The sequence below is a fragment of the Nocardioides palaemonis genome (assembly GCF_018275325.1).
Classification (GTDB): domain Bacteria; phylum Actinomycetota; class Actinomycetes; order Propionibacteriales; family Nocardioidaceae; genus Nocardioides; species Nocardioides palaemonis.
Map to the genome: position 1 here is coordinate 128,203 of NZ_JAGVQR010000004.1, position 18,408 is coordinate 146,610.

Annotated in this window: 23 protein-coding genes; 8 read left to right on the plus strand and 15 right to left on the minus strand. The window is 72.9% G+C overall.

The genetic code is table 11. From position 1 onward, the window contains the following. Positions 1-15 precede the first annotated feature (15 nt). Together KDN32_RS16265 and mgrA are read right to left on the minus strand one after the other, a co-directional pair. A complete protein-coding gene (locus KDN32_RS16265; protein ID WP_211733328.1) occupies positions 16-1,398 on the minus strand; it encodes an FAD-dependent oxidoreductase in 1,383 nt (460 codons plus the stop codon). After that, positions 1,395-2,447 (minus strand): L-glyceraldehyde 3-phosphate reductase, encoded by a 1,053-nt coding sequence (gene mgrA / locus KDN32_RS16270; RefSeq protein ID WP_211733329.1) that lies wholly within the window; start codon positions 2,445-2,447, stop codon positions 1,395-1,397. The genes KDN32_RS16265 and mgrA overlap by 4 nt, the downstream gene beginning before the upstream one ends. Positions 2,448-2,547: 100 nt before the next feature. On the opposite strand from mgrA, the gene KDN32_RS16275 reads away from it, so the two are divergent. Further along, positions 2,548-3,822: a cytochrome P450 gene (locus KDN32_RS16275; RefSeq protein WP_211733330.1), complete on the plus strand. Its 1,275-nt coding sequence runs from the start codon at positions 2,548-2,550 to the stop codon at positions 3,820-3,822. A 28-nt stretch (positions 3,823-3,850) separates the two neighbouring features. After that, a complete protein-coding gene (locus KDN32_RS16280; RefSeq protein ID WP_307854164.1) occupies positions 3,851-4,600 on the plus strand; it encodes a sortase domain-containing protein in 750 nt (249 codons plus the stop codon). Between the two features lie 4 nt (positions 4,601-4,604). Here the strand turns inward: KDN32_RS16280 and KDN32_RS16285 are convergent, their stop codons facing one another. Further along, positions 4,605-5,201 (minus strand): class I SAM-dependent methyltransferase, encoded by a 597-nt coding sequence (locus KDN32_RS16285; protein WP_211733331.1) that lies wholly within the window; start codon positions 5,199-5,201, stop codon positions 4,605-4,607. Beyond that, the gene (gene truA, locus KDN32_RS16290) at positions 5,194-6,030 is read right to left on the minus strand and encodes a tRNA pseudouridine(38-40) synthase TruA (RefSeq protein WP_211733332.1); all 837 of its coding nucleotides are present in this window, start codon (positions 6,028-6,030) and stop codon (positions 5,194-5,196) included. Before truA ends, KDN32_RS16285 begins: the two co-directional genes overlap by 8 nt. 33 nt (positions 6,031-6,063) lie before the next feature. Here truA and KDN32_RS16295 point away from each other — a divergent pair, with 33 nt between their 5' ends. The 6 genes from KDN32_RS16295 (at position 6,064) to KDN32_RS16320 (ending at position 9,510) form a co-directional block, all read left to right on the plus strand. Beyond that, entirely contained in the window at positions 6,064-6,594 is a 531-nt protein-coding gene (locus KDN32_RS16295) for a hypothetical protein (protein ID WP_211733333.1), read from the plus strand. Positions 6,595-6,667: 73 nt separating this feature from the next. Then, entirely contained in the window at positions 6,668-7,036 is a 369-nt protein-coding gene (locus tag KDN32_RS16300) for an ArsR/SmtB family transcription factor (protein WP_211733334.1), read from the plus strand. Beyond that, positions 7,033-7,554: an SRPBCC family protein gene (locus KDN32_RS16305; RefSeq protein ID WP_211733335.1), complete on the plus strand. Its 522-nt coding sequence runs from the start codon at positions 7,033-7,035 to the stop codon at positions 7,552-7,554. The genes KDN32_RS16300 and KDN32_RS16305 overlap by 4 nt, the downstream gene beginning before the upstream one ends. Then, complete coding sequence (locus KDN32_RS16310) at positions 7,554-8,132, plus strand: TIGR03086 family metal-binding protein (RefSeq protein ID WP_211733336.1); 579 nt, start codon at positions 7,554-7,556, stop codon at positions 8,130-8,132. The genes KDN32_RS16305 and KDN32_RS16310 overlap by 1 nt, the downstream gene beginning before the upstream one ends. After that, positions 8,129-8,464, plus strand: coding sequence for a dihydrofolate reductase family protein (locus KDN32_RS16315; RefSeq protein ID WP_249217241.1), 336 nt, complete (start codon positions 8,129-8,131; stop codon positions 8,462-8,464). The genes KDN32_RS16310 and KDN32_RS16315 overlap by 4 nt, the downstream gene beginning before the upstream one ends. Before the next feature lie 83 nt (positions 8,465-8,547). Further along, complete coding sequence (locus tag KDN32_RS16320; protein ID WP_211733337.1) at positions 8,548-9,510, plus strand: ketopantoate reductase family protein; 963 nt, start codon at positions 8,548-8,550, stop codon at positions 9,508-9,510. Positions 9,511-9,725: 215 nt separating this feature from the next. Here the strand turns inward: KDN32_RS16320 and rplQ are convergent, their stop codons facing one another. The 11 genes from rplQ to KDN32_RS16375 all read right to left on the minus strand — a co-directional run bounded on the left by rplQ (position 9,726) and on the right by KDN32_RS16375 (position 18,404). After that, positions 9,726-10,325 carry a 50S ribosomal protein L17 gene (gene rplQ / locus KDN32_RS16325; protein WP_211733338.1) on the minus strand — a complete coding sequence of 200 codons (600 nt, stop codon included), beginning with the start codon at positions 10,323-10,325 and terminating at the stop codon, positions 9,726-9,728. Positions 10,326-10,391: 66 nt separating this feature from the next. After that, positions 10,392-11,408 carry a DNA-directed RNA polymerase subunit alpha gene (locus tag KDN32_RS16330; RefSeq protein WP_211733339.1) on the minus strand — a complete coding sequence of 339 codons (1,017 nt, stop codon included), beginning with the start codon at positions 11,406-11,408 and terminating at the stop codon, positions 10,392-10,394. Between the two features lie 111 nt (positions 11,409-11,519). After that, positions 11,520-12,128, minus strand: coding sequence for a 30S ribosomal protein S4 (rpsD, locus tag KDN32_RS16335; protein ID WP_211733340.1), 609 nt, complete (start codon positions 12,126-12,128; stop codon positions 11,520-11,522). 28 nt (positions 12,129-12,156) lie between these two features. Then, entirely contained in the window at positions 12,157-12,552 is a 396-nt protein-coding gene (gene rpsK, locus KDN32_RS16340; RefSeq protein ID WP_010831742.1) for a 30S ribosomal protein S11, read from the minus strand. A gap of 73 nt (positions 12,553-12,625) precedes the next feature. Beyond that, positions 12,626-13,000 (minus strand): 30S ribosomal protein S13, encoded by a 375-nt coding sequence (rpsM, locus tag KDN32_RS16345; protein WP_116570804.1) that lies wholly within the window; start codon positions 12,998-13,000, stop codon positions 12,626-12,628. 233 nt (positions 13,001-13,233) lie between these two features. Further along, entirely contained in the window at positions 13,234-13,347 is a 114-nt protein-coding gene (gene rpmJ / locus KDN32_RS16350) for a 50S ribosomal protein L36 (RefSeq protein ID WP_004008316.1), read from the minus strand. A gap of 30 nt (positions 13,348-13,377) precedes the next feature. Then, the gene (gene infA, locus KDN32_RS16355; RefSeq protein ID WP_056599768.1) at positions 13,378-13,599 is read right to left on the minus strand and encodes a translation initiation factor IF-1; all 222 of its coding nucleotides are present in this window, start codon (positions 13,597-13,599) and stop codon (positions 13,378-13,380) included. Between the two features lie 209 nt (positions 13,600-13,808). After that, complete coding sequence (locus KDN32_RS16360; protein WP_211733341.1) at positions 13,809-15,239, minus strand: transglutaminase-like domain-containing protein; 1,431 nt, start codon at positions 15,237-15,239, stop codon at positions 13,809-13,811. Further along, on the minus strand, positions 15,137-16,246 hold the full coding sequence (locus KDN32_RS16365; protein ID WP_211733342.1) for a transglutaminaseTgpA domain-containing protein: 1,110 nt from the start codon (positions 16,244-16,246) through the stop codon (positions 15,137-15,139). The genes KDN32_RS16360 and KDN32_RS16365 overlap by 103 nt, the downstream gene beginning before the upstream one ends. After that, the gene (locus tag KDN32_RS16370) at positions 16,243-17,424 is read right to left on the minus strand and encodes a DUF58 domain-containing protein (RefSeq protein ID WP_211733343.1); all 1,182 of its coding nucleotides are present in this window, start codon (positions 17,422-17,424) and stop codon (positions 16,243-16,245) included. Before KDN32_RS16370 ends, KDN32_RS16365 begins: the two co-directional genes overlap by 4 nt. Positions 17,425-17,432: 8 nt before the next feature. Beyond that, positions 17,433-18,404, minus strand: a complete 972-nt coding sequence (locus KDN32_RS16375; RefSeq protein WP_211733344.1) for an AAA family ATPase — start codon at positions 18,402-18,404, stop codon at positions 17,433-17,435. Positions 18,405-18,408: the final 4 nt, after the last annotated feature.

Here is an 18,408-nt window from a genome sequence, read left to right on the forward strand (position 1 = left end):
TCGCTGAAAGGGCCGTCACAACCGCTCCGCCACCCGCCGGGCAGCCACCTGCAGCACGTCCCAGGCGGTGGCGAACGGCGGTGCGTACGCCAGGTCCATCCACGCCAGGTCGTCGACGGTGCCGCCGTGCCAGAGCACCGCGGCCGCAGCGTCCACCCGCTTGCCCGCCCCGCGCCCGCCGACCAGCTGCACGCCGAGCAGGCGCCGCGTGCCCCGGTCGGCCATCACCCAGATCGCGACCGGGTCGGCCTCGGGCATGTAGCCGCTGGCGGTCGAGCCCTCGGTCACCAGGACGACGGGGTCGAGCCCGGCGGACTCCGCGTCCGCCAGCGACAGTCCGGTGCGCGCGATCTCGAGGTACTGCCCGCCGGCGGCGAAGCGGGTGATCGACGTGTCGGTCATCCCCTCGAAGGCGAGCGACCCGCCGGCCAGGGTGTCGCCGAGCGCGCGGCCGTGCTTGTTGGCGTGGGTGCCGAGCGGCCGGAAGACCCACGCGTCGTCGATGCGGCGGCGGACCTCGCAGCAGTCCCCCGCGGCCCAGACGTGGTCGGCCACGCGCCCGTGCGGGTCGGGCCGCAGCGCCCCGTCGTCGGTCAGCGGCACGTCGGTGCCGCGCAGGAAGTCGGTCGCGGGGCTCACGCCGATCGCCACGACGACGAGGTCGGCCGCGCGGGTGCCGCCGTCCCAGCGGACTCCGGTCACCCGGTCGCCGTCGGTGTCGAGCCCGGTGACGTCCGCGCCGAGCACCAGCTCGACGTCCGCGCGCACCAGCGCCTGGTTGACCCGGTCGGACATCTCGTCCTCGAGCATCCCCATCCCGCGGGTGCGGGTCAGCACCGTGACGCCGAGCCCCTGGCGCAGCGCGGCCTCGGCGACCTCGACGCCGACGTAGCCGGCCCCGACCACGACGACGTGCGCACCCGGACCTGCCTCCTCGAAGCGACGCACCCACGCGCCCCCGTCGTCGAGGGTCTTCACCGACCCGACGCCGTCGTACGGCCTGCCGTCGGCGCGCAGCGCCCAGTCGGGCACGACCGCGGGCGCGCCGGTCGCGACGACGAGCTCGTCGTAGGGCACCACCTCGCCGTGACCGGTGGTCACCGTGCGCTCCGTGGTGTCGACGGCGACCACCTCGGTGCCCATCCGCAGGTCGAGCCCGCTGGCGAGGTGCTCGTGGGCGCTGCGGGCCACCAGGTCGCCGGGGTCGTCGACGTCGCCGGCCATCCAGTAGGGGATGCCGCACGCGGAGTACGACGTGTGGTGCCCGCGCTCGAGCACCGTGACCGCGAGCTCGCGACCGGTCCTCCGCGCGGTGCGCAGGGCCTGGTGGGCGGCCGACATCCCCGCGGCGTCGGCCCCCACGACGACGACCCGCGTCGGGTCGGCCGCCGCGCTCACTCCTCGGTCTGCTTCGCCCAGAGGTTCACGCCCGACTCGACCGCGTGCCGGTCGATCTCGGCGAGCTCCTCGTCGGTCAACGGTGGACCCGACAGCGCGTCCAGGTTGGTGTCGAGCTGCTCGACGCTCGAGGCGCCGATCACCGCGCTGGTGACCCGCTCGTCGCGCAGCACCCACTGCAGGGCGAGCTGCGCCAGCTTCTGGCCGCGCTGCTCGGCGACCGCGTTGAGTGCCCGCACCCGGTCGAGCACCGCCTCGTCCAGCCCGGCGACGGTCGAGTCCTCCCGCGCCGCCCGCGAGTCGGCGGGGACGCCCTCGAGGTAGCGGTCGGTGAGCAGCCCCTGCGCCAGCGCGGTGAAGACGATGCAGCCCATCCCCTGCGCGTCGAGCTCCTCCAGCAGGCTGGGGCCGTCACCGTCCGGCCCCTCGATCCAGCGGTTGAGCATCGAGTACGACGGCTGGTGGATGAGCAGCGGCGTGCCCAGCTCGCGGGCGATCGTCGCGGCCTCGCGGGTCCGCGCCGCCGAGTAGGACGAGATGCCCGCATAGAGCGCCCGCCCCGACCGCACCGCCGTGTCGAGCGCCATCATCGTCTCCTCGACGGGCGTCTCGGCGTCGAAGCGGTGGCTGTAGAAGATGTCGACGTAGTCGAGGCCCATCCGGCGCAGCGACTGGTCGAGCGAGGCGAGGACGTACTTGCGCGAGCCCCCGCCCTGGCCGTACGGGCCGGGCCACATGTCGTAGCCGGCCTTCGTGGAGATCACCAGCTCGTCTCGGTAGGGCGCGAAGTCGTCGGCGAGGTAGCGCCCGAAGTTCTCCTCGGCGCGACCGTAGGGCGGGCCGTAGTTGTTGGCGAGGTCGAAGTGGGTCACGCCCCGGTCGAAGGCGCGCCGCAGGATCGCGCGCTGGGTCTCCTCGGGCCGGTCGGTGCCGAAGTTCTGCCAGAGGCCGAGCGACAGCGCGGGCAGCTTGAGCCCGCTGCGACCGGTGCGGCGGTAGTGCATGCCGGTCGCGTCGTCGTACCTGTCGGGGGCTGCGTCGTGGGCCATGACCCCATCCTGCCCGGTGCGCGGGCGGGCGGGCGTCTCGGGGACACGCCGGGGTCGATCCCGATCGACTCCGTTCGCGTGCGTGGGATTGACTGGTGACATGGCTTCCTCGACGGCGTCCACCCTGCGCGGCACGGCGCTGCGCCTGGCGCTGTCGGGCGTGCGGCGGGTGCCCTACGTGCGGCGGGTGCCCGCCGGCATCCGGTACCCGCTCCAGCGCGACGGCGTCCGCCCCGTGGCGCGGCTGGCGCAGACCCGCGAGCGCGGCGACGTGGTGCGCTTCGCCAGCCTGCTCGGCACCCGCGTGTGGCTGGTCACCGGCCACGACGTGGCGCGCACGGTCCTGGCCGACTCGACCTCGTTCGCCAACGACGTGCGCGACCTCATCGGCCGCCAGGACCGCGCGCCCGCGGAGCGGATCGGCGGGCTGGGCATGACCGACCAGCCCGACCACGGCCGGCTGCGCGGCGTGCTCACGCCCTACTTCACCCGACGGCGCCTCACCGACCTCCAGGGCGACGTCGACCGCGTGGTCGCCGCCGCGCTCGACGACATGGAGTCCCACGGGCCCGAGGTCGACCTGGTCGAGCGGTTCGGCTTCCAGGTGCCGTTCGGGGTGATCTGCGACCTGCTCGGCATGCCCGACGTGGACCGCGCGGAGTTCCGCCGCCACGGCGCTGCCCGGTTCGACCTGCGCGACGCGGGCGCCGGCATCTTCGACACCGCGGCCGGCACCCGCCGGTTCCTCATCGACCTCGTGGCCTCCGAGCGCCGCGACCCGCACCTGCCCGACGGGCTGGTCGCCCGGATGGTGGCCGAGCACGGCGCCGACCTCGACGACGTCGAGCTCGGGGGCCTCGCCGACGGCGTCTTCCTCGGGGGCTACGAGACCAGCGCCAGCATGTTGTCCCTGGGCACCTGGGTGCTCCTGCAGCACCCCGCGTCGTGGCGGGCCCTGCAGGACGGGGACCCGGCGCGGGTGGAGCGGATCGTCGACGAGCTGCTGCGGTTCGTCTGCCCGGTCCAGATGGCGTTCCCCCGCATCGCCCGGCACGAGGTGGCCGTCGGCGACCAGGTGGTCCGCGCCGGCGACATCGTGCTGGTCTCGCTCACCGGCGCCGGTCGCGACCCGGCCCGCCACGTCGACCCGGAGGCGTTCGACCCGACCCGCGAGCCGGTCGCCACCCTCGCCTTCGGTCACGGCCTGCACCGCTGCGTCGGCGCCGAGCTGGCGCGGATGGAGCTGCGCACGGCGCTGGTCGCCCTCGCCCGTCGCTTCCCCGACCTGTCGCTGGCCTGCGACCCGACCGACCTGCGCTTCACCGAGCTCGCGATCGTGCACGGGGTGGAGCGCCTGCCCGTACGCCTCGGCTGACCACCACGCCCGACGTACCGTGGGGCGGGTGGCAGGACGCGCCGTGCTCGCGCTGGCCGCGGTGCTCGCCGCGGTGACCACGGCGTGCGCCACCGACGACCCGCGGCGCGAGCGGGCGCCCGGCGCGGGGCGTACGACCTCCGGCTCCTCCAGCCCGTCGGGCCCGGACGGAGCCCCGGCGTCCCCGACCGCGACCCCCACCGCCGATCCGACCGCCGATCCGACCGCCGATCCGACCGCCGAGCCGACCGCCGAGCCCGCACCGGAGCCGAGGCGCTCGTTCGTCACCATCGACGCGATCGGCCTGCGCGACTTCCCGGTCGTGCGCTACCGCGGGTCGCCCGACGACGCCCCGGGCACCGCGTTGCAGGACGCCGGCGAGATGGCCTCGCCCCGCGGGCCGCGCGGTGGCACCGGACCGGGCGAGGTCGGCAACTTCATCGTCACCGGCCACCGGCTCACCGGGGCCGCTCCCCTGCGGTACTCCCCCAGCCTGGCCCGCGGCGACCGGATCCGGGTGCGCAGCGGCGACACGGTCTTCGTCTACGAGGTGCGCCGCACCCGCTGGACCTCGTTCCGCGAGCCCGCGTCGCTGCGCGCGCAGCGAGCCGAGGTGCCCGGTCGACCGGGCCGGACCGCGACCCGCCCGATGATCACGCTGTCGACCTGCGCGACCCTCGAGGACCACGCCGCCGGCAACTACTGGTCCGACGAGTTCTCCAACCCCGAGCACCGCATCGACAAGATCGGCGTCCTCGTCGCCACCCGGCGGGCATGACCGGTCAGGCGCGACGCGTCTCCAGCACCCGGAAGCCCTTGCTGCTCGCGAGCCGCTCGGTCGGCCAGCCCTGCTCGGTCAGCCAGCGCTGGAGGGAGTCGCCGCCGAGGTTCTTGCCGACCACCATCACCATCCGCCCGCCGGGCGCGAGCCGCGGCAGCCAGGTCAGCAACAGCTCGTGGAGCGCCTCCTTGCCGATGCGGATCGGGGGGTTGGACCAGATCTCGTCGAACACCTGGTTGCCCGGCACCTGCTCGGGCAGGCAGGCCACGAAGCGGGAGGACAGGCCGGCCGCGCGGGCGTTGTCGTTGGCGAGGAGGAGGGCTCGCTCGTTGACGTCGACCCCCGTGACGTTGGCCAGCGGCACCGCCTTCGCCAGGGCGAGCCCGATGACGCCGTAGCCGCAGCCGAGGTCGAGGAACTGCCCCTGCGGCGGCGCCTCGAGCTCGCGGAACAGCACCGCCGTCGCGTGGTCGAGGTGGCCCCGGCTGAAGACCCCGGCGCCGGTCTCGAAGGACAGCTCGTGGCCCCACAGGTCGGCGGTGAACGACTCGCGCTCGAACGGGCTCGTCGGGTCTGCGGAGAAGTAGTGCTCAGGCATCGATCGCCTCTCGTCGGGCGCGGGCCCGGTCGGCCTGCGCCGCCAGCTCCGCGTCATCGGGGTAGCCGACCTCCTCGAGCGTGAGGCCGTGGGCGTGGACGACCCGGACGCCGGCGTCGCGCCGCCGCCCGGCCATCACCTCGGCGGGCCAGGTCGTGGGCCTGCGGCCCTCGCCGACCGCGATCAGGCCGCCGACCAGCGCGCGGACCATGTTGTGGCAGAACGCGTCGGCGCGCACCGTGCCGACCGCGACACCTGCCGCGTCGCGGTGCCAGACGAGGTCGAGGAGCGTGCGGACGGTGGTGGCGCCCTCGCGCTGCTTGCAGAACGCGGCGAAGTCGCGCAGCCCGACCAGGGCCGCGGACGCCTCGTTCATCGCGTCGAGGTCGAGGGGTCGTCCCCACGCCAGGACGTGGCCGCGGGTCAGCGGGTCCACCACGGCGCGGTCGTCGGCGATCCGGTACGCGTAGCGGCGCCACACCGCGGAGAACCGGGCGTCGAACCCGGTCGGCGCCTCGGTCACCCGGCGTACGCGGAGGTCGGGCGGCAGGATGCCGTCGACGCGGCGCGCGAGAACCTCCAGCGGTGGGTCGGTCGACCGGCCGGCGGACGCCTCGACGACGTCACGCCCGACGTCGAGGTGGGCCACCTGTCCCCGGGCGTGCACGCCTGCGTCGGTGCGACCGGCGACCGTGACGCGGACGTCCGGCTGCCGCAGGGCGGTCGCGAGGGCGGCCTCGAGGGTGCCCTGCACGGTCCGGCGCGTGGGCTGGACCGCCCAGCCGGAGAAGTCCGTGCCGTCGTAGGCACAGTCGATCCGCAGGCGCACCCTCCGATCCTAGGTGCCGCGTAGTCTGGCGGGGTGACCCGCCCGCCGCGCACCGGTCCGCTGCTCGCCGCCCTCGGCCTCGCCCTGGCGCTCGCCGCGCCACCGGCGCTCGCCGCCGGATCGCGCGGAGGGGATCCGCGGCCCGCGACCCCGGCCGGCTGCTCGGCGGGCGCCGCCTGCCGGGCCGGCACCGACACCGACGGCGACGGCCTCGACGACCTCGTCGACGGCTGCCCCACGGTGGCGTCGGGCAACCCCACCGGGTGCCCGTCGGCGGACCGGCGCGCCAGGCTCCGGTGGCTCGACACGAAGGGCCGGCTCGAGGCGCGGATCACCTCCCCGGTCCAGGCGTGTGCCTCCCGGGCGCGGATCAAGCTCTGGCGGGTGCGCGCGGGCGGCGACACCAAGGTCGCGTCCGAGAACGCGTCGTCCAGCGGCCGGCACCGGTTCCGCGTGCCCCGGGGAGCCCGCTACTACGTGACCGTCTCACCGTCCTACGCCTCCGGCCTCGCCGAGTGCGACAAGGCGGTCTCGCGGAAGGTGCGCGCCCCGCGTCGCAGCTAGTTCAACCAGACGGTTGACAACGACCGGAGAGCGACCTACCTTTATTCAACCAATCGGTTGAAGAAGGTGCTCCGTGACCGACCAGCTCTCCCGCGTCTTCGCCGCGCTCGCCGATCCGACCCGCCGGGACATGGTGGCCCGCCTCGCCGAGGCCGACCACACCGTGGGCGACCTGGCCGAGCCGTACGACGTCAGCCTCCAGGCCGTCTCCAAGCACCTCAAGGTGCTCGAGGACGCCGGCCTGGTGACGCGGACACGGGAGGCGCAGCGACGCCCGGTGCACCTGGAAGCCGAGGTGTTCGACCTCATGACGAAGTGGATCGAGCGCTACCGCCGGCAGGCCGAGGAGCGGTTCTCCCGCCTCGACGCCGTGCTCGCGCGGATGCAGGACGACGAGAACCCCACCGACCGACCCAGCGCCCAGGAAGGGACCGCATCATGACCAGCACGCAGAGCCCCGACACCACCACCCGCTACCCCGAGGCCGCGATCGAGGCGGACCCCACGGTCCCGGCGATCCACATCTGGCGCGACTTCGCCGCCACGCCGGCGCAGCTCTTCCGCGCCCACACCGACCGCGAGCTCTTCGCGCAGTGGGTGGGACCGGTCGGGGTCGGCGCCGACATCACCCACTGGGACGCGCGCGAGGGCGGCAGCTGGCGCTACACCGCCCACGGCGAGCACGACCGCGAGGGCTTCGAGACCTCGTTCCACGGCTGCTTCCACACCGTGCGCGAGGACCGGATCGTGCAGACCTTCACCTGGGACGGGATGCCTGACGGCGTCGCCCTCGAGACGATGACCTTCGAGGACCTCGGCGACGGCCGCACCCGCCTGCACGCCGTCAGCCTGTGCGACTCCTTCGAGGACCGCGACGCCTGGCTCAGCAGCGGCATGGAGGTCGGCGTCAACGACGGCTACGCCGCCATCGACCGGCTGCTCGCCGAGGGCGCTCTCTGATGGCCCTCCCCGACACCCCGGCCGATCGCCACGCGGCGGTCGCCGGTGGCTTCGGGCGGCTCGTCGAGCACGCCAGCGACTGGTCGGCCCCCTCTCCCGTCCCCGGGTGGACCGCCCGTGACGTCGTCGGCCACCTCGTCGGGTGGTTCCGCGCCTTCCTCGCCGCCGGCGGCGTCGACCTGCCGCCCGGCCCGTCCGTCGCCGACGACCCCGACGGCGCCTGGCGCCACCAGGCCGCCGCGGTGCAGGAGCTCCTCGTGGAGCGCGGCGAGGCGTCGTTCACCCACCCGTTCGCCGGCACCCACCGCCTCGCCGACGCCGTCGACCGGTTCTACACCGCCGACGTGTTCATGCACTCGTGGGACCTCGCGCGCGCCACGGGCCAGGACCACGGTCTCGACGAGGACTTCGCCGCCCAGGTGCTCGAGGGCATGCAGCTGATCGAGGGGATGCTCCGCGAGTCGGGGCAGTACGGCCCGGCCGTCACCGTCGCCGACGACGCGCCGGTCGTCGACCGGCTGATGGGCTTCATCGGCCGCGATCCCGCCTGGCGGCCCGCGGTCGGGAGGGCGTCATGAGCACGGTCGTGCTGCACAACGTGGTCTCCCTCGACGGCTACGTCGCCCGCCCGGACGACGACCCGGGCCCGCTGTTCGACATCACCCACGGGTGGGAGGGACGTCCGCCGGCCGGCGACCACGTGGTCGTGGTCTCGCACCGTCCGAAGCCCGGGGGCTGGCACCCGGAGGCGTCGTACCACTTCGTCGACGACGTGACCTCCGCGGTCGCCACCGCCCGCGAGCTCGCGGGCAACGGACGGTCGCGGTCGCGGCCGGCGACGTCGGGGGCCAGGCGCTCACCCTCGGGCTCGTCGACGAGGTCGCCATGGACGACGACCCGCACGTCGTGATCCCGGGCGACCGGGTCCTGCACCTGCGGTTCCGCGTGCGCCGCTGACGCGGCCGGCGGCGACCCTCCCCGTAGGGTCGCTGCATGCGCTACGTCGTCCTCGGGGCCGGTGCCGTCGGCGGGGTCGTCGGCGGCCACCTCCACCTGGCCGGACTGCCCGTCACCCTCGTCGCCCGCGGCGCCCACCTCGCGGCGATTCGCGAGCACGGCCTGGTCCTCGACGCCGGCAGCGGCCGCCACCGGGTCGACGCCCCCGCGACCGACACCGCGGCGGGGGTGGCGTGGACCGACGACACGGTCGTCCTGCTCGCCGTGAAGTCCCACCAGGCCGCGGCCGCGCTCGACGACCTGCGCCGCCACGCGCCGGCCGACGTCGCCGTCGTCTGCGCCACCAACGGTGTCGCCACCGAGGTCGCGGCGCTGCGGCACTTCGCCAGGACCTACGCCGTGTGCGTGATGCTCCCGTCCTCGCACCTCGAGCCGGGCGTGGTCGTCGCGGCCTGCCACCCCACACCGGCGATCCTCGACGTCGGACGCGTCCCCGGCGGCACCGACGCGACGACGGCCGCCGTCGCGGCCGACCTCCGCACGGCGGGCATCGCGTCGGAGGAGCGCGACGACATCATGGCGTGGAAGCGCCGCAAGCTGGTGCTCAACCTCGGCAACGGGGTCGACGCCGCGTTCGCGCCCGGCCCGGCCGCCGACGAGCTCGCCTCGCTCGCGCAGGCCGAGGGCGAGCGCGTCCTCGCCGCCACCGGCCTGAGCGTGGTCACCGCCGAGGACGACACCGCCCGGCGCGGCGACCTCCTGCGGCGGCGCCCCGACCTCGAGCGACGCGGCGGGTCGACCTGGCAGAGCCTCCAGCGCGGCACGGGCGACAGCGAGATCGACTACCTCGCCGGCGAGGTGGTGCTCCAGGGCCGCCTGCTCGGGCTGCCGACACCCGTCAACGACGCCGTCGTCGCGGCGACCCGCTCCCTCGCGTACGCCGCCGGCGCCCCGCGCAGCCTCGACCCCGCCGCGGTCCTCGCCACCCTCCCCCGCTGAGCGGTGCGCCACCCACCTTCCTGCGCCCGGGAGTGTGGCTCACGCACCGCCAGCTGGCGCGTCGGGGTACGACACTCCCGCAGGCGGTGCGCCACCCACCCTCCTGCGCCCGGGAGTGTGGCTCACGCACCGCCCCACCGGGGCCGGGTACGCGCGGAGGCCCGCCACCCCAGCGGGGTGACGGGCCTCCGTCGTGATCAGGCAGGAGCCGTGGATCAGGCCTTGGCCTCGTCCTCGGTGCCCTCCTCGGCAGCCTCGGCGGCGGCCTCGTGCTCGGCGGCGGCAGCCTCGTGCTCCTCGGCGGCAGCCTCGTGCTCCTCAGCAGCTGCCTCGTGGGCCTCGGCGGCGGCCTCGTGCTCCTCGGCAGCCGTGGTCTCCTCGACCTCGGTCTCCTCAGCGGCCGGCGCGGGGGCGGCGGCAGCCTCGGTCTTCTTGGTCGACGGGGCCTTCGGGCTGTAGGCCTCGGTCACCAGCTCGATGACCGCCATGGGGGCGTTGTCGCCCTTGCGGGGGCCGATCTTGGTGATGCGGGTGTAGCCACCGGGACGCTCGGCCATGACCGGCGCGATCTCGGTGAACAGGGTGTGCACGACCGACTTGTCGCGGACGGTCTTGAGGACCTCGCGACGGTTGTGCAGGTCGCCCCGCTTGGCCTTGGTGATCAGCTTCTCCGCGACCGGGCGCAGCAGGCGCGCACGGGTCTCGGTGGTGGTGATCCGGCCGTGCTCGAACAGGGCGGTCGCCAGGTTCGAGAGCATGAGGCGCTGGTGGGCCGGGCTACCGCCGAGGCGGGGACCCTTCTTGGGCTTGGGCATGTCTTTTCCTTCTCTCGGGCCGTGTCAGGTACCCGGGTAGACGACCGGCGGGCGCCGGTCGGTTTGTCAGAGCTGCTCGTCCTCGATGAACGCGTCGTCGTCGTCGTCGCCGTAGGCGGCGAGGGCGGCGTGCGGGTCGAAGCCGGGCGCGCTGTCCTTGAGCGAGAGGCCCATCTCGACGAGCTTGGCCTTGACCTCGTCGATGGACTTCGCGCCGAAGTTGCGGATGTCGAGCAGGTCCTGCTCCGAGCGCGAGATGAGCTCACCCACGGTGTGGATGCCCTCGCGCTTGAGGCAGTTGTACGAGCGGACCGTGAGCTGCAGGTCCTCGACCGGCAGGGCCAGGTCGGCGGCGAGCTGCTCGTCGACCGGCGACGGGCCGATGTCGATGCCCTCGGCCTCGACGTTGAGCTCACGGGCCAGGCCGAAGAGCTCGACGAGGGTCTTGCCGGCCGAGGCGATCGCGTCGCGGGGACGGATCGACGGCTTGGTCTCGACGTCGATGACCAGCTTGTCGAAGTCGGTGCGCTGCTCGACTCGGGTGGCCTCGACCTTGTAGGTCACCTTCAGCACGGGGCTGTAGATCGAGTCGACCGGCATCCGGCCGATCTCGTTGTCGGCACCCTTGTTCTGCACCGACGAGACGTAGCCGCGGCCACGCTCGACGACGAGCTCCATCTCCAGCTTGCCCTTGTCGGACAGGGTGGCGATCTTCAGGTCGGGGTTGTGCACCTCGACACCGGCGGGCGGGGTGATGTCGGCGGCGGTGACGTCACCGGCACCCGACTTGCGCAGGTACATCACGACCGGCTCGTCGTGCTCGGAGGAGACGACGAGGCCCTTGAGGTTGAGGATGATCTCGGTCATGTCCTCGGTGACGCCCTCGATGGTCGAGAACTCGTGGAGGACGGAGTCCACCTTGATGCTGGTGACCGACGCGCCCGGGATGGAGCTGAGGAGCGTGCGGCGCAGCGAGTTGCCGAGCGTGTAGCCGAAGCCCGGCTCGAGGGGCTCGATGACGAACCGCGAGCGGAACTCGTCGACGGTCTCTTCCGTGAGGGTCGGGCGCTGAGCGATAAGCACGGAGTGTGTCCTTTCCGGATCCACCCGCTATTTGACGGATCCGAACATGGTGAGGAGTGGTGTGGAAGAGGGGCGTCGGTGGCCGCCCCGGAGGACGGCCACCGACAGAGATCACTTCTTGGAGTAGTACTCCACGATGAGCTGCTCCTGGACCGGGACGTCGATCTGCGCCCGGGTGGGGACCTGGTGGACCAGGACGCGCATCCGCGAGGGGATGACCTCCATCCACGCGGGGGTGACGCGCTCGCCGTGGGTCTCACGGGCGACGATCATCGGGGTCATCTCCAGCGACTTCTCGCGCACGTCGATGATGTCGTGGTCGGTGACCTGGAAGGACGGGATGTCGACCTTCTTGCCGTTGACCAGGAAGTGGCCGTGCACGACGAGCTGGCGGGCCTGGCGGCGCGTACGGGCGAACCCGGCGCGGTAGACCACGTTGTCGAGGCGGCACTCGAGCAGCTGCAGGAGGTTGTCGCCGGTCTTGCCCTGGCGACGGCTGGCCTCCTTGTAGTAGCGGACGAACTGCTTCTCCATCACGCCGTAGGTGAAGCGCGCCTTCTGCTTCTCCCGGAGCTGGAGCAGGTACTCCGACTCCTTGATGCGGCCGCGGCCGTGCTGGCCGGGGGCGTAGGGACGCTTCTCGAAGGCGGCGTCGCCGCCAACGAGGTCGACACCGAGACGGCGCGACTTGCGGGTCATGGGACCGGTGTAGCGGGCCATGGTTCAGTCTCTCTTTCTCAGTCTCGGGTCAGACGCGGCGACGCTTGGGCGGCCGGCATCCGTTGTGCGGGGTGGGCGTGACGTCCTGGATGGTGCCGACCTCGAGGCCGATGGCACCCAGCGAACGGATGGCGGTCTCACGACCCGAGCCCGGACCCTTGACGAAGACGTCGATCTTCTTCATGCCGTGGTCCATGGCGCGACGGCCGGCGGCCTCGGCAGCCATCTGGGCGGCGAAGGGGGTGGACTTGCGCGAGCCCTTGAAGCCGACGGTGCCGGCAGAGGCCCACGAGATCACCGCACCGGTCGGGTCGGTGATCGTGACGATGGTGTTGTTGAACGTGCTCTTGATGTGGGCTTCGCCCTGAGCGATGTTCTTCTTCTCCTTGCGGCGGACCTTGGTCGCGCGGCTCTTGGGAGGCATTCACTAACTCCTGATGAGGTCTGGTCTGGAAGCTTCTGGGAAGCAGGCGTGGATCACTGCGCTCAGGCGCAGGTCACTTCGCCTTCTTCTTGCCGGCGACGGTGCGCTTGGGGCCCTTGCGGGTACGCGCGTTGGTCTTGGTGCGCTGGCCGCGGACCGGGAGGCCCATGCGGTGGCGGCGACCCTGGTAGCTGCCGATCTCGATCTTGCGGCGGATGTCCGCCTGGACCTCACGGCGGAGGTCACCCTCGATCTTGAAGTTGGCTTCGATCTCGTCGCGAAGCTTGACCAGCTCCTCGTCACCGAGCGTGTGGACCCGGGCGTTCGGGTCGACGCCGGTGGCGGCCAGGAGCTGCTGGGCGCGGGTACGGCCGATGCCGTAGATGTAGGTGAGAGCGACCTCGATGCGCTTGTCGCGCGGGAGGTCAACACCAACGAGGCGTGCCATGTGGCGGTTTCCTTGTCTGTTCTCGCATCGGTTTCGGTTCGTGTCGCATCCCATCCCGCCTCGGGTGGGCTCCGGCCGGTGCTCCGGAGGTGGTTCGGTCAGGGAGTCCCTGGCCTAGCGATCACGTTGTGGTGTTTCAGTGGTGGTCGAGCTTCAGGCCCGCTTGCCGCAAGCGGCTGCGCGGCTCGCGATGAGCGCTCAGCTCCGGCTGCGCCGGATCTGGACGCTCACACTCAGCCCTGCCGCTGCTTGTGGCGGGGGTTCTCACAGATGACCATGACCCGGCCGTGACGGCGGATGACCTTGCACTTGTCACAGATGGGCTTGACGCTGGGGTTGACCTTCATGTCAACGATCCTTGCTACTCGGCTGGCTGGTTACTTGTAGCGGTAGACGATCCGACCCCGGGTGAGGTCGTACGGCGAGAGCTCCACCACGACCCGGTCCTCGGGGAGGATCCGGATGTAGTGCTGTCGCATCTTGCCGCTGATGTGCGCGAGCACCTTGTGCCCGTTGGCCAGCTCCACGCGGAACATGGCGTTGGGAAGGGCCTCCACGACGGTGCCCTCGATCTCGATCACGCCTTCTTTCTTCGGCATGTCCTCCACAATCTGTTGCAGTGCTGGAACAAGATGCTTGTCTACCGTGGCCCGGGAACCGCCCGGCCGCCTGGATCAGGTGACCGGTGGACCTCGTGGACGGCCCGGGGTCCTCATCCCCGGCACGCGCGAACGTCTGGGACGATCGCGAGGTCCGGGCAGCCGCGAGGCACCACGAAGCACAGCCCACGTTGGGCCGACGCGCCAGTCTAGTCAGGCGTCCTGCGAGAACGCCAATCTGCGAGGCCGCGCAGCCGCTCCCCTGCCGCTGCGAACCGTCCGGACGGGTCCGAGCGCAGGAACGAGCGCAGGCTGATCGCCGCGCGCCACCGTTGCCAGCGCCCCACCCCGTGCGACATGGCACGCCGCTCGGCGTCGACCTGCTCCCAGTAGGCGGACGCGGAGGCGGCCTCGGGGGCGTTCGGCCCGAAGACGTAGCCGTCCGCGCGGCGGGCGAGCCGGCCGGCCTCGCCGGAGGCGATCTGGGCTGACTGCTCGCGGCGGGTCACCGTCGGTCCCAGCGGGACGACCTGGCCGAGGTCGCGGGCGTGGTCGACGAGCTCGCGCCACGCGCCCACGAACCGGGCGGAGACGACCTCGGCGGTCCGGCGCCGGCGCCGGCGCAGCGCCTTGAGGCCCACGACCGCGCCGAGCAGGAGGGCGACCACGAGGATCGGCAGCCCGACGTAGGTCAGCACCGCGCCGACCCACCCGGGGAGACCCGGGATGAGGCCCTCCTCCTCGTCGGCCTTCTTGCGGGCGGTCTTGCGCTCCTTGAGGTCGGCGTCGCTCTGCTCGCCGGCGTCCGAGGGCGGCGGGATCGGGTTGGGCGGCGGGATGACCGTGCCGGACATCGGCGTGTTGGTCTGGGGCACCTGGTCGGCCGGCGGCGTGTCCGACATGAAGCGGTCGGTCGGCAGCGTCTTCCACGAGCCGTCCGCCGCGCGCAGCTCCACCCACGCCTGCACGTCCTTGCCGGTGACCTGCCCGCCCTCCGGGACCTCCGCCCCGAGGACGACGCGGGCCGGGACGCCAATGTCGTTGGCGATGAGGGCCATCGTCGCCGCGTACTGCTCGTCGTTGCCGACGATCTGCGGCGCGTTGACGAACTGGTCGGACAGCCGCCACACGTTGTGCCCGGCCACGTAGATGCGCTGGGTACGCCCCACGCCGTCGGAGTACTTGCCCTCCGTGCGCAGGTGGTCGGCAGCGGCCAGCACCCGCGCCATCGGGTCGGACCCGGCCTTCTCGGTCCACTTCTCGGTGGGCGCCTGGATGAACGCCGCGCTCCGCGGGAGGTAGGTCGGCTCGGCCGAGGCGACGGTCTCGTCGGTGAGCTCGTCGTCCGGCTCGATGGCGGTGAAGGAGTAGCGGTCGCCCGCCTGCAGGCCGCTCGGCACCACGCCGGTGGAGGTGGCGAGGTTGTAGCGGAAGACCTCGGCCTTGGCCCGGGCGTCGGCGGTGTCGAAGTGCAGCGAGGTGAGCGCGCCGACGGTCGGCAGCCAGACGCCGTCGTAGCCCTCGTCGAGGGTGATGGTCACCTCGACCTCCCTGCCGTCGACCGGGTTGTCGATGGTCGAGGAGACCCGCTGGAAGGAGTCGTCGCCCGGACCGGCGAGCGCGTCGTCGGTGGCCCCCACACCATGCCGTCGTAGCGGTCCATGGTGGCGATCCGCACGCGGGTGCCGGGCGCGACCCCGTCGACGTCGAACAGCGCCTTGTCGTAGACGTTGGAGTTGTTGGTGCGGCCTCGGAGGTCGATGTACTTGCGGAAGCCCGCGAGCGGCGAGGGGTAGCGGCCGATGTCGAACGGCGGCTCGACCCAGTCCCGGGCGACCGCGCGGTCCCGGTCCTCGGTGAGCCAGGCGCTGGCCGGGACCGCGAGCCCGGCCGCGAGGGCGAGCATCGCGACCGCTCCGGCGCCCCGGACCCACGACCGGCTGCCGCCCTGGACCGCCGCGCTCGCGCGGCGGGCGCGCACGGCCAGCCAGCTCAGCGCGAGGCCGGCGAAGAGCGTCCCCTGGAGCAGCAGCGACTGCGGGTGACGCACGCCCAGGAGGATCGCGCCGGACAGCACCAGCGTCATGCCGAGGACCGGCAGCAGGGCGCTCAGCCACGGACGGCGGACCCGTACGTTCGCCAGGCCGGTGCCGACCAGGCCGGCGAGCATGCCGGCGAGCCACGGCAGGACCAGCAGCGGTCCGTCCCCGTCCACCGGCGGCAGCGTGGTGAGCAGGTCCTTCCAGCCGAAGACCGCCTGGTCGACGACCTCGGCCAGCGTCGACGGGCCGGGCAGCAGGCTGGTGTCGCCGAGCGAGCGCAGGCACAGCGGGCCGCCCAGCAGCAGGAACAGCACGAGCGAGATCACCACGGCCGACACGAACGGCCAGCCCGCGGCGCGGGTGAGGTGGGTGACCAGCACCGCCACGACCGTGCCGAGGACGCCGACGACGAGGTAGGCCGACCCGGTGAAGGAGGAGCCGAACGCGGTGAGGGCGACGGTGCTCAGCGCGAGCGCGAAGCCGAGGTCGGTCCACGTGGCCGCGTCGGGCAGCAGCGCGTGCGACCGGACGCGCGTGCGGGTCCCGGTGGCGGCGACGTTGCGGCGGCGGCCGCGGGAGCGGGGCGCGGGTCCGGCGGCGCTCATCGCACGCTCCAGCGCAGGAGGCCGCCGAGGTCCTCCTTGACGGCGAGGTGGAGCACCGGCAGGCCGCCGGTCTCGGTGACTCGGCTGTTGCCGCTGGGGTCCACGACGATGCCGAAGCGGCGCACCTCCGGCGGGAACGCGGCCGCGGCGCGCAGCAGGTCGGTGAAGTCGGTGGCGCTGCCGCCGACGAGGAACACCACGCTCGTGTCGGGTGCCATCGTGGTGGCCTGCCGGCCGGACTCGACGATGCCCCGGTCGCCCGTCTCCGAGCGGCACACCGCGTCGAGCGCGAGGTGCCCGTCCGACCCGGTCGAGGCGTGCGCACCGCAGACGTACGACACGTCGAACTCGTCGAGGACCGCACGGACCGCGATCGAGGCGGCGACCGCCATCGCGGTCTCGAAATCCTCGGGGTCGGCCCAGGACCCGACCCGGTCGTCCACCACGATCGTCGCGTGGCTGCGCCGGGTGTCGAGGTACTGGCGCACCAGCAGCGCCGACTCGCCGGTCGACGCCATCACCTTCGCCGACGAGCGCCAGTGGATGTGGCGCAGGTCGTCACCGGGGACGTACTCGCGCAGTGCGTGGAAGGCGAGGTCGCTCTGGCTCACGGCGTCGGTCGACACGCCCTCGAGGTCGCGGAGCAGGCCCGCGCCGAGGGACTCCATCGGCACGAGGTGCGGGCGCACCAGGACCTCGCGGACCGGCGTCCACACCATGTCGCGGGAGAACAGCCCCACCGGGTCGCCGCGGCGCGTCATCGCCGGACCGACCGGGATCACCCCGCGGCGCTCGGTGCGGATCGTGAACGACTCCTCGTGGACGCCACCGGGCGCCAGCGAGCTGATGCCGTAGCGGTGGATCGCCGAGCCGACGGGGACCTCGAGAGTCGTCGGGACCAGGCGCGAGGACGCCCGGTTGACCACGAGCACGCCGGCGGCGACGGACTCCCCCGCGGCCACCCGCTCGGGCTGCAGCCGGAGGTCGACGCTGACGGCCGTGCTGCCGAGCAGGAACGGCAGCGCGACGACGAGCAGCAGCACGCACGCCGCGCCGAGGACGGCCAGCTCACGCCACTGCATGAGGCTGGCCACCACCCCCGCTCCGAGGCCGAGCCCGAGGACCAGCCAGCCGATCGGCTTGATGACCTCGAGCGCGTCGTTCAACCGCTGGCGCATGGACGTCGTCAGATCCCCACGCGGTCGGTCGGGGGCGCGACGGCGTCGAGCAGCCGGGCGATGACGGTCTGCACGTCGACGCCGCTGAACTGCGCCTCGGCGTCGAGCAGCAGGCGGTGCGCGAGCACCGGCTCGGCGAGGTCCTTGATGTCGTCGGGGACCACGTGGTCACGGCCGTCCGCAGCTGCCCACGTCTTGGCGACGCGGACGAAGGCCAGGCAGCCGCGGGCGGAGAGGCCGAGCTTGACGTGCGGCTGGCGGCGGGACTCCTCGGCCAGCTCCGCGACGTAGCCGATGACCGCCGGGTCGACGTAGACGTCGTCGGCCAGGCCGCTCATCTGGGCGATCGTCGCCGCCGTGATCACCGGGGTCACCAGCGCGGCGCGGTCGCGGACCGCGGCGTTGTTGAGCAGCTCGACGGTCGCCTGGCGGTCGGGGTAGCCGACGGAGGTCTTCATCAGGAAGCGGTCGAGCTGCGCCTCGGGCAGCCGGTAGGTGCCGGCCTGCTCGATCGGGTTCTGGGTGGCGATGACGAGGAACGGCTTGCCCACGGGGTGCGCGACGCCGTCGACGGTGACGCGCCCCTCCTCCATCACCTCGAGCAGCGCCGACTGCGTCTTCGGCGACGCGCGGTTGATCTCGTCGGCGAGCACGATGGTGTGGAAGATCGGCCCGGGGTGGAACTCGAAGGTGCCCTTGTGCTGGTCGTAGACCGTCACGCCGGTGACGTCCGAGGGCAGCAGGTCGGGCGTGAACTGGATCCGGGCGTGGCTGCCCTGCACCGTGTTGGCGAGCGCGCGGGCGAGCATCGTCTTGCCGGTGCCGGGGAAGTCCTCGAGCAGGATGTGGCCCTCGGAGAGCAGGCAGGTGAGCGCCAGCCGCACGACGTGCCGCTTGCCGAGGACGGCCTTCTCCATGTTCTCGGTGAGCTGGTCGAAGGTGGACTGGAACCACTCGGCCTGTTCCTGGCTGATGGTCATGCTG

Bases quoted from the DNA above. Each gene is read 5' to 3' on its own strand.
- mgrA (WP_211733329.1), bottom strand. From the start codon at position 2,447: ATGGCCCACGACGCAGCCCCCGACAGGTACGACGACGCGACCGGCATG.
- KDN32_RS16275 (WP_211733330.1), top strand. From the start codon at position 2,548: ATGGCTTCCTCGACGGCGTCCACCCTGCGCGGCACGGCGCTGCGCCTG.
- KDN32_RS16285 (WP_211733331.1), bottom strand. From the start codon at position 5,201: ATGCCTGAGCACTACTTCTCCGCAGACCCGACGAGCCCGTTCGAGCGC.
- KDN32_RS16305 (WP_211733335.1), top strand. From the start codon at position 7,033: ATGACCAGCACGCAGAGCCCCGACACCACCACCCGCTACCCCGAGGCC.
- KDN32_RS16310 (WP_211733336.1), top strand. From the start codon at position 7,554: ATGGCCCTCCCCGACACCCCGGCCGATCGCCACGCGGCGGTCGCCGGT.
- KDN32_RS16315 (WP_249217241.1), top strand. From the start codon at position 8,129: ATGAGCACGGTCGTGCTGCACAACGTGGTCTCCCTCGACGGCTACGTC.
- KDN32_RS16320 (WP_211733337.1), top strand. From the start codon at position 8,548: ATGCGCTACGTCGTCCTCGGGGCCGGTGCCGTCGGCGGGGTCGTCGGC.
- rplQ (WP_211733338.1), bottom strand. From the start codon at position 10,325: ATGCCCAAGCCCAAGAAGGGTCCCCGCCTCGGCGGTAGCCCGGCCCAC.
- rpsD (WP_211733340.1), bottom strand. From the start codon at position 12,128: ATGGCCCGCTACACCGGTCCCATGACCCGCAAGTCGCGCCGTCTCGGT.
- rpsK (WP_010831742.1), bottom strand. From the start codon at position 12,552: ATGCCTCCCAAGAGCCGCGCGACCAAGGTCCGCCGCAAGGAGAAGAAG.
- rpsM (WP_116570804.1), bottom strand. From the start codon at position 13,000: ATGGCACGCCTCGTTGGTGTTGACCTCCCGCGCGACAAGCGCATCGAG.
- rpmJ (WP_004008316.1), bottom strand. From the start codon at position 13,347: ATGAAGGTCAACCCCAGCGTCAAGCCCATCTGTGACAAGTGCAAGGTC.
- infA (WP_056599768.1), bottom strand. From the start codon at position 13,599: ATGCCGAAGAAAGAAGGCGTGATCGAGATCGAGGGCACCGTCGTGGAG.
- KDN32_RS16365 (WP_211733342.1), bottom strand. From the start codon at position 16,246: ATGAGCGCCGCCGGACCCGCGCCCCGCTCCCGCGGCCGCCGCCGCAAC.
- KDN32_RS16370 (WP_211733343.1), bottom strand. From the start codon at position 17,424: ATGCGCCAGCGGTTGAACGACGCGCTCGAGGTCATCAAGCCGATCGGC.
- KDN32_RS16375 (WP_211733344.1), bottom strand. From the start codon at position 18,404: ATGACCATCAGCCAGGAACAGGCCGAGTGGTTCCAGTCCACCTTCGAC.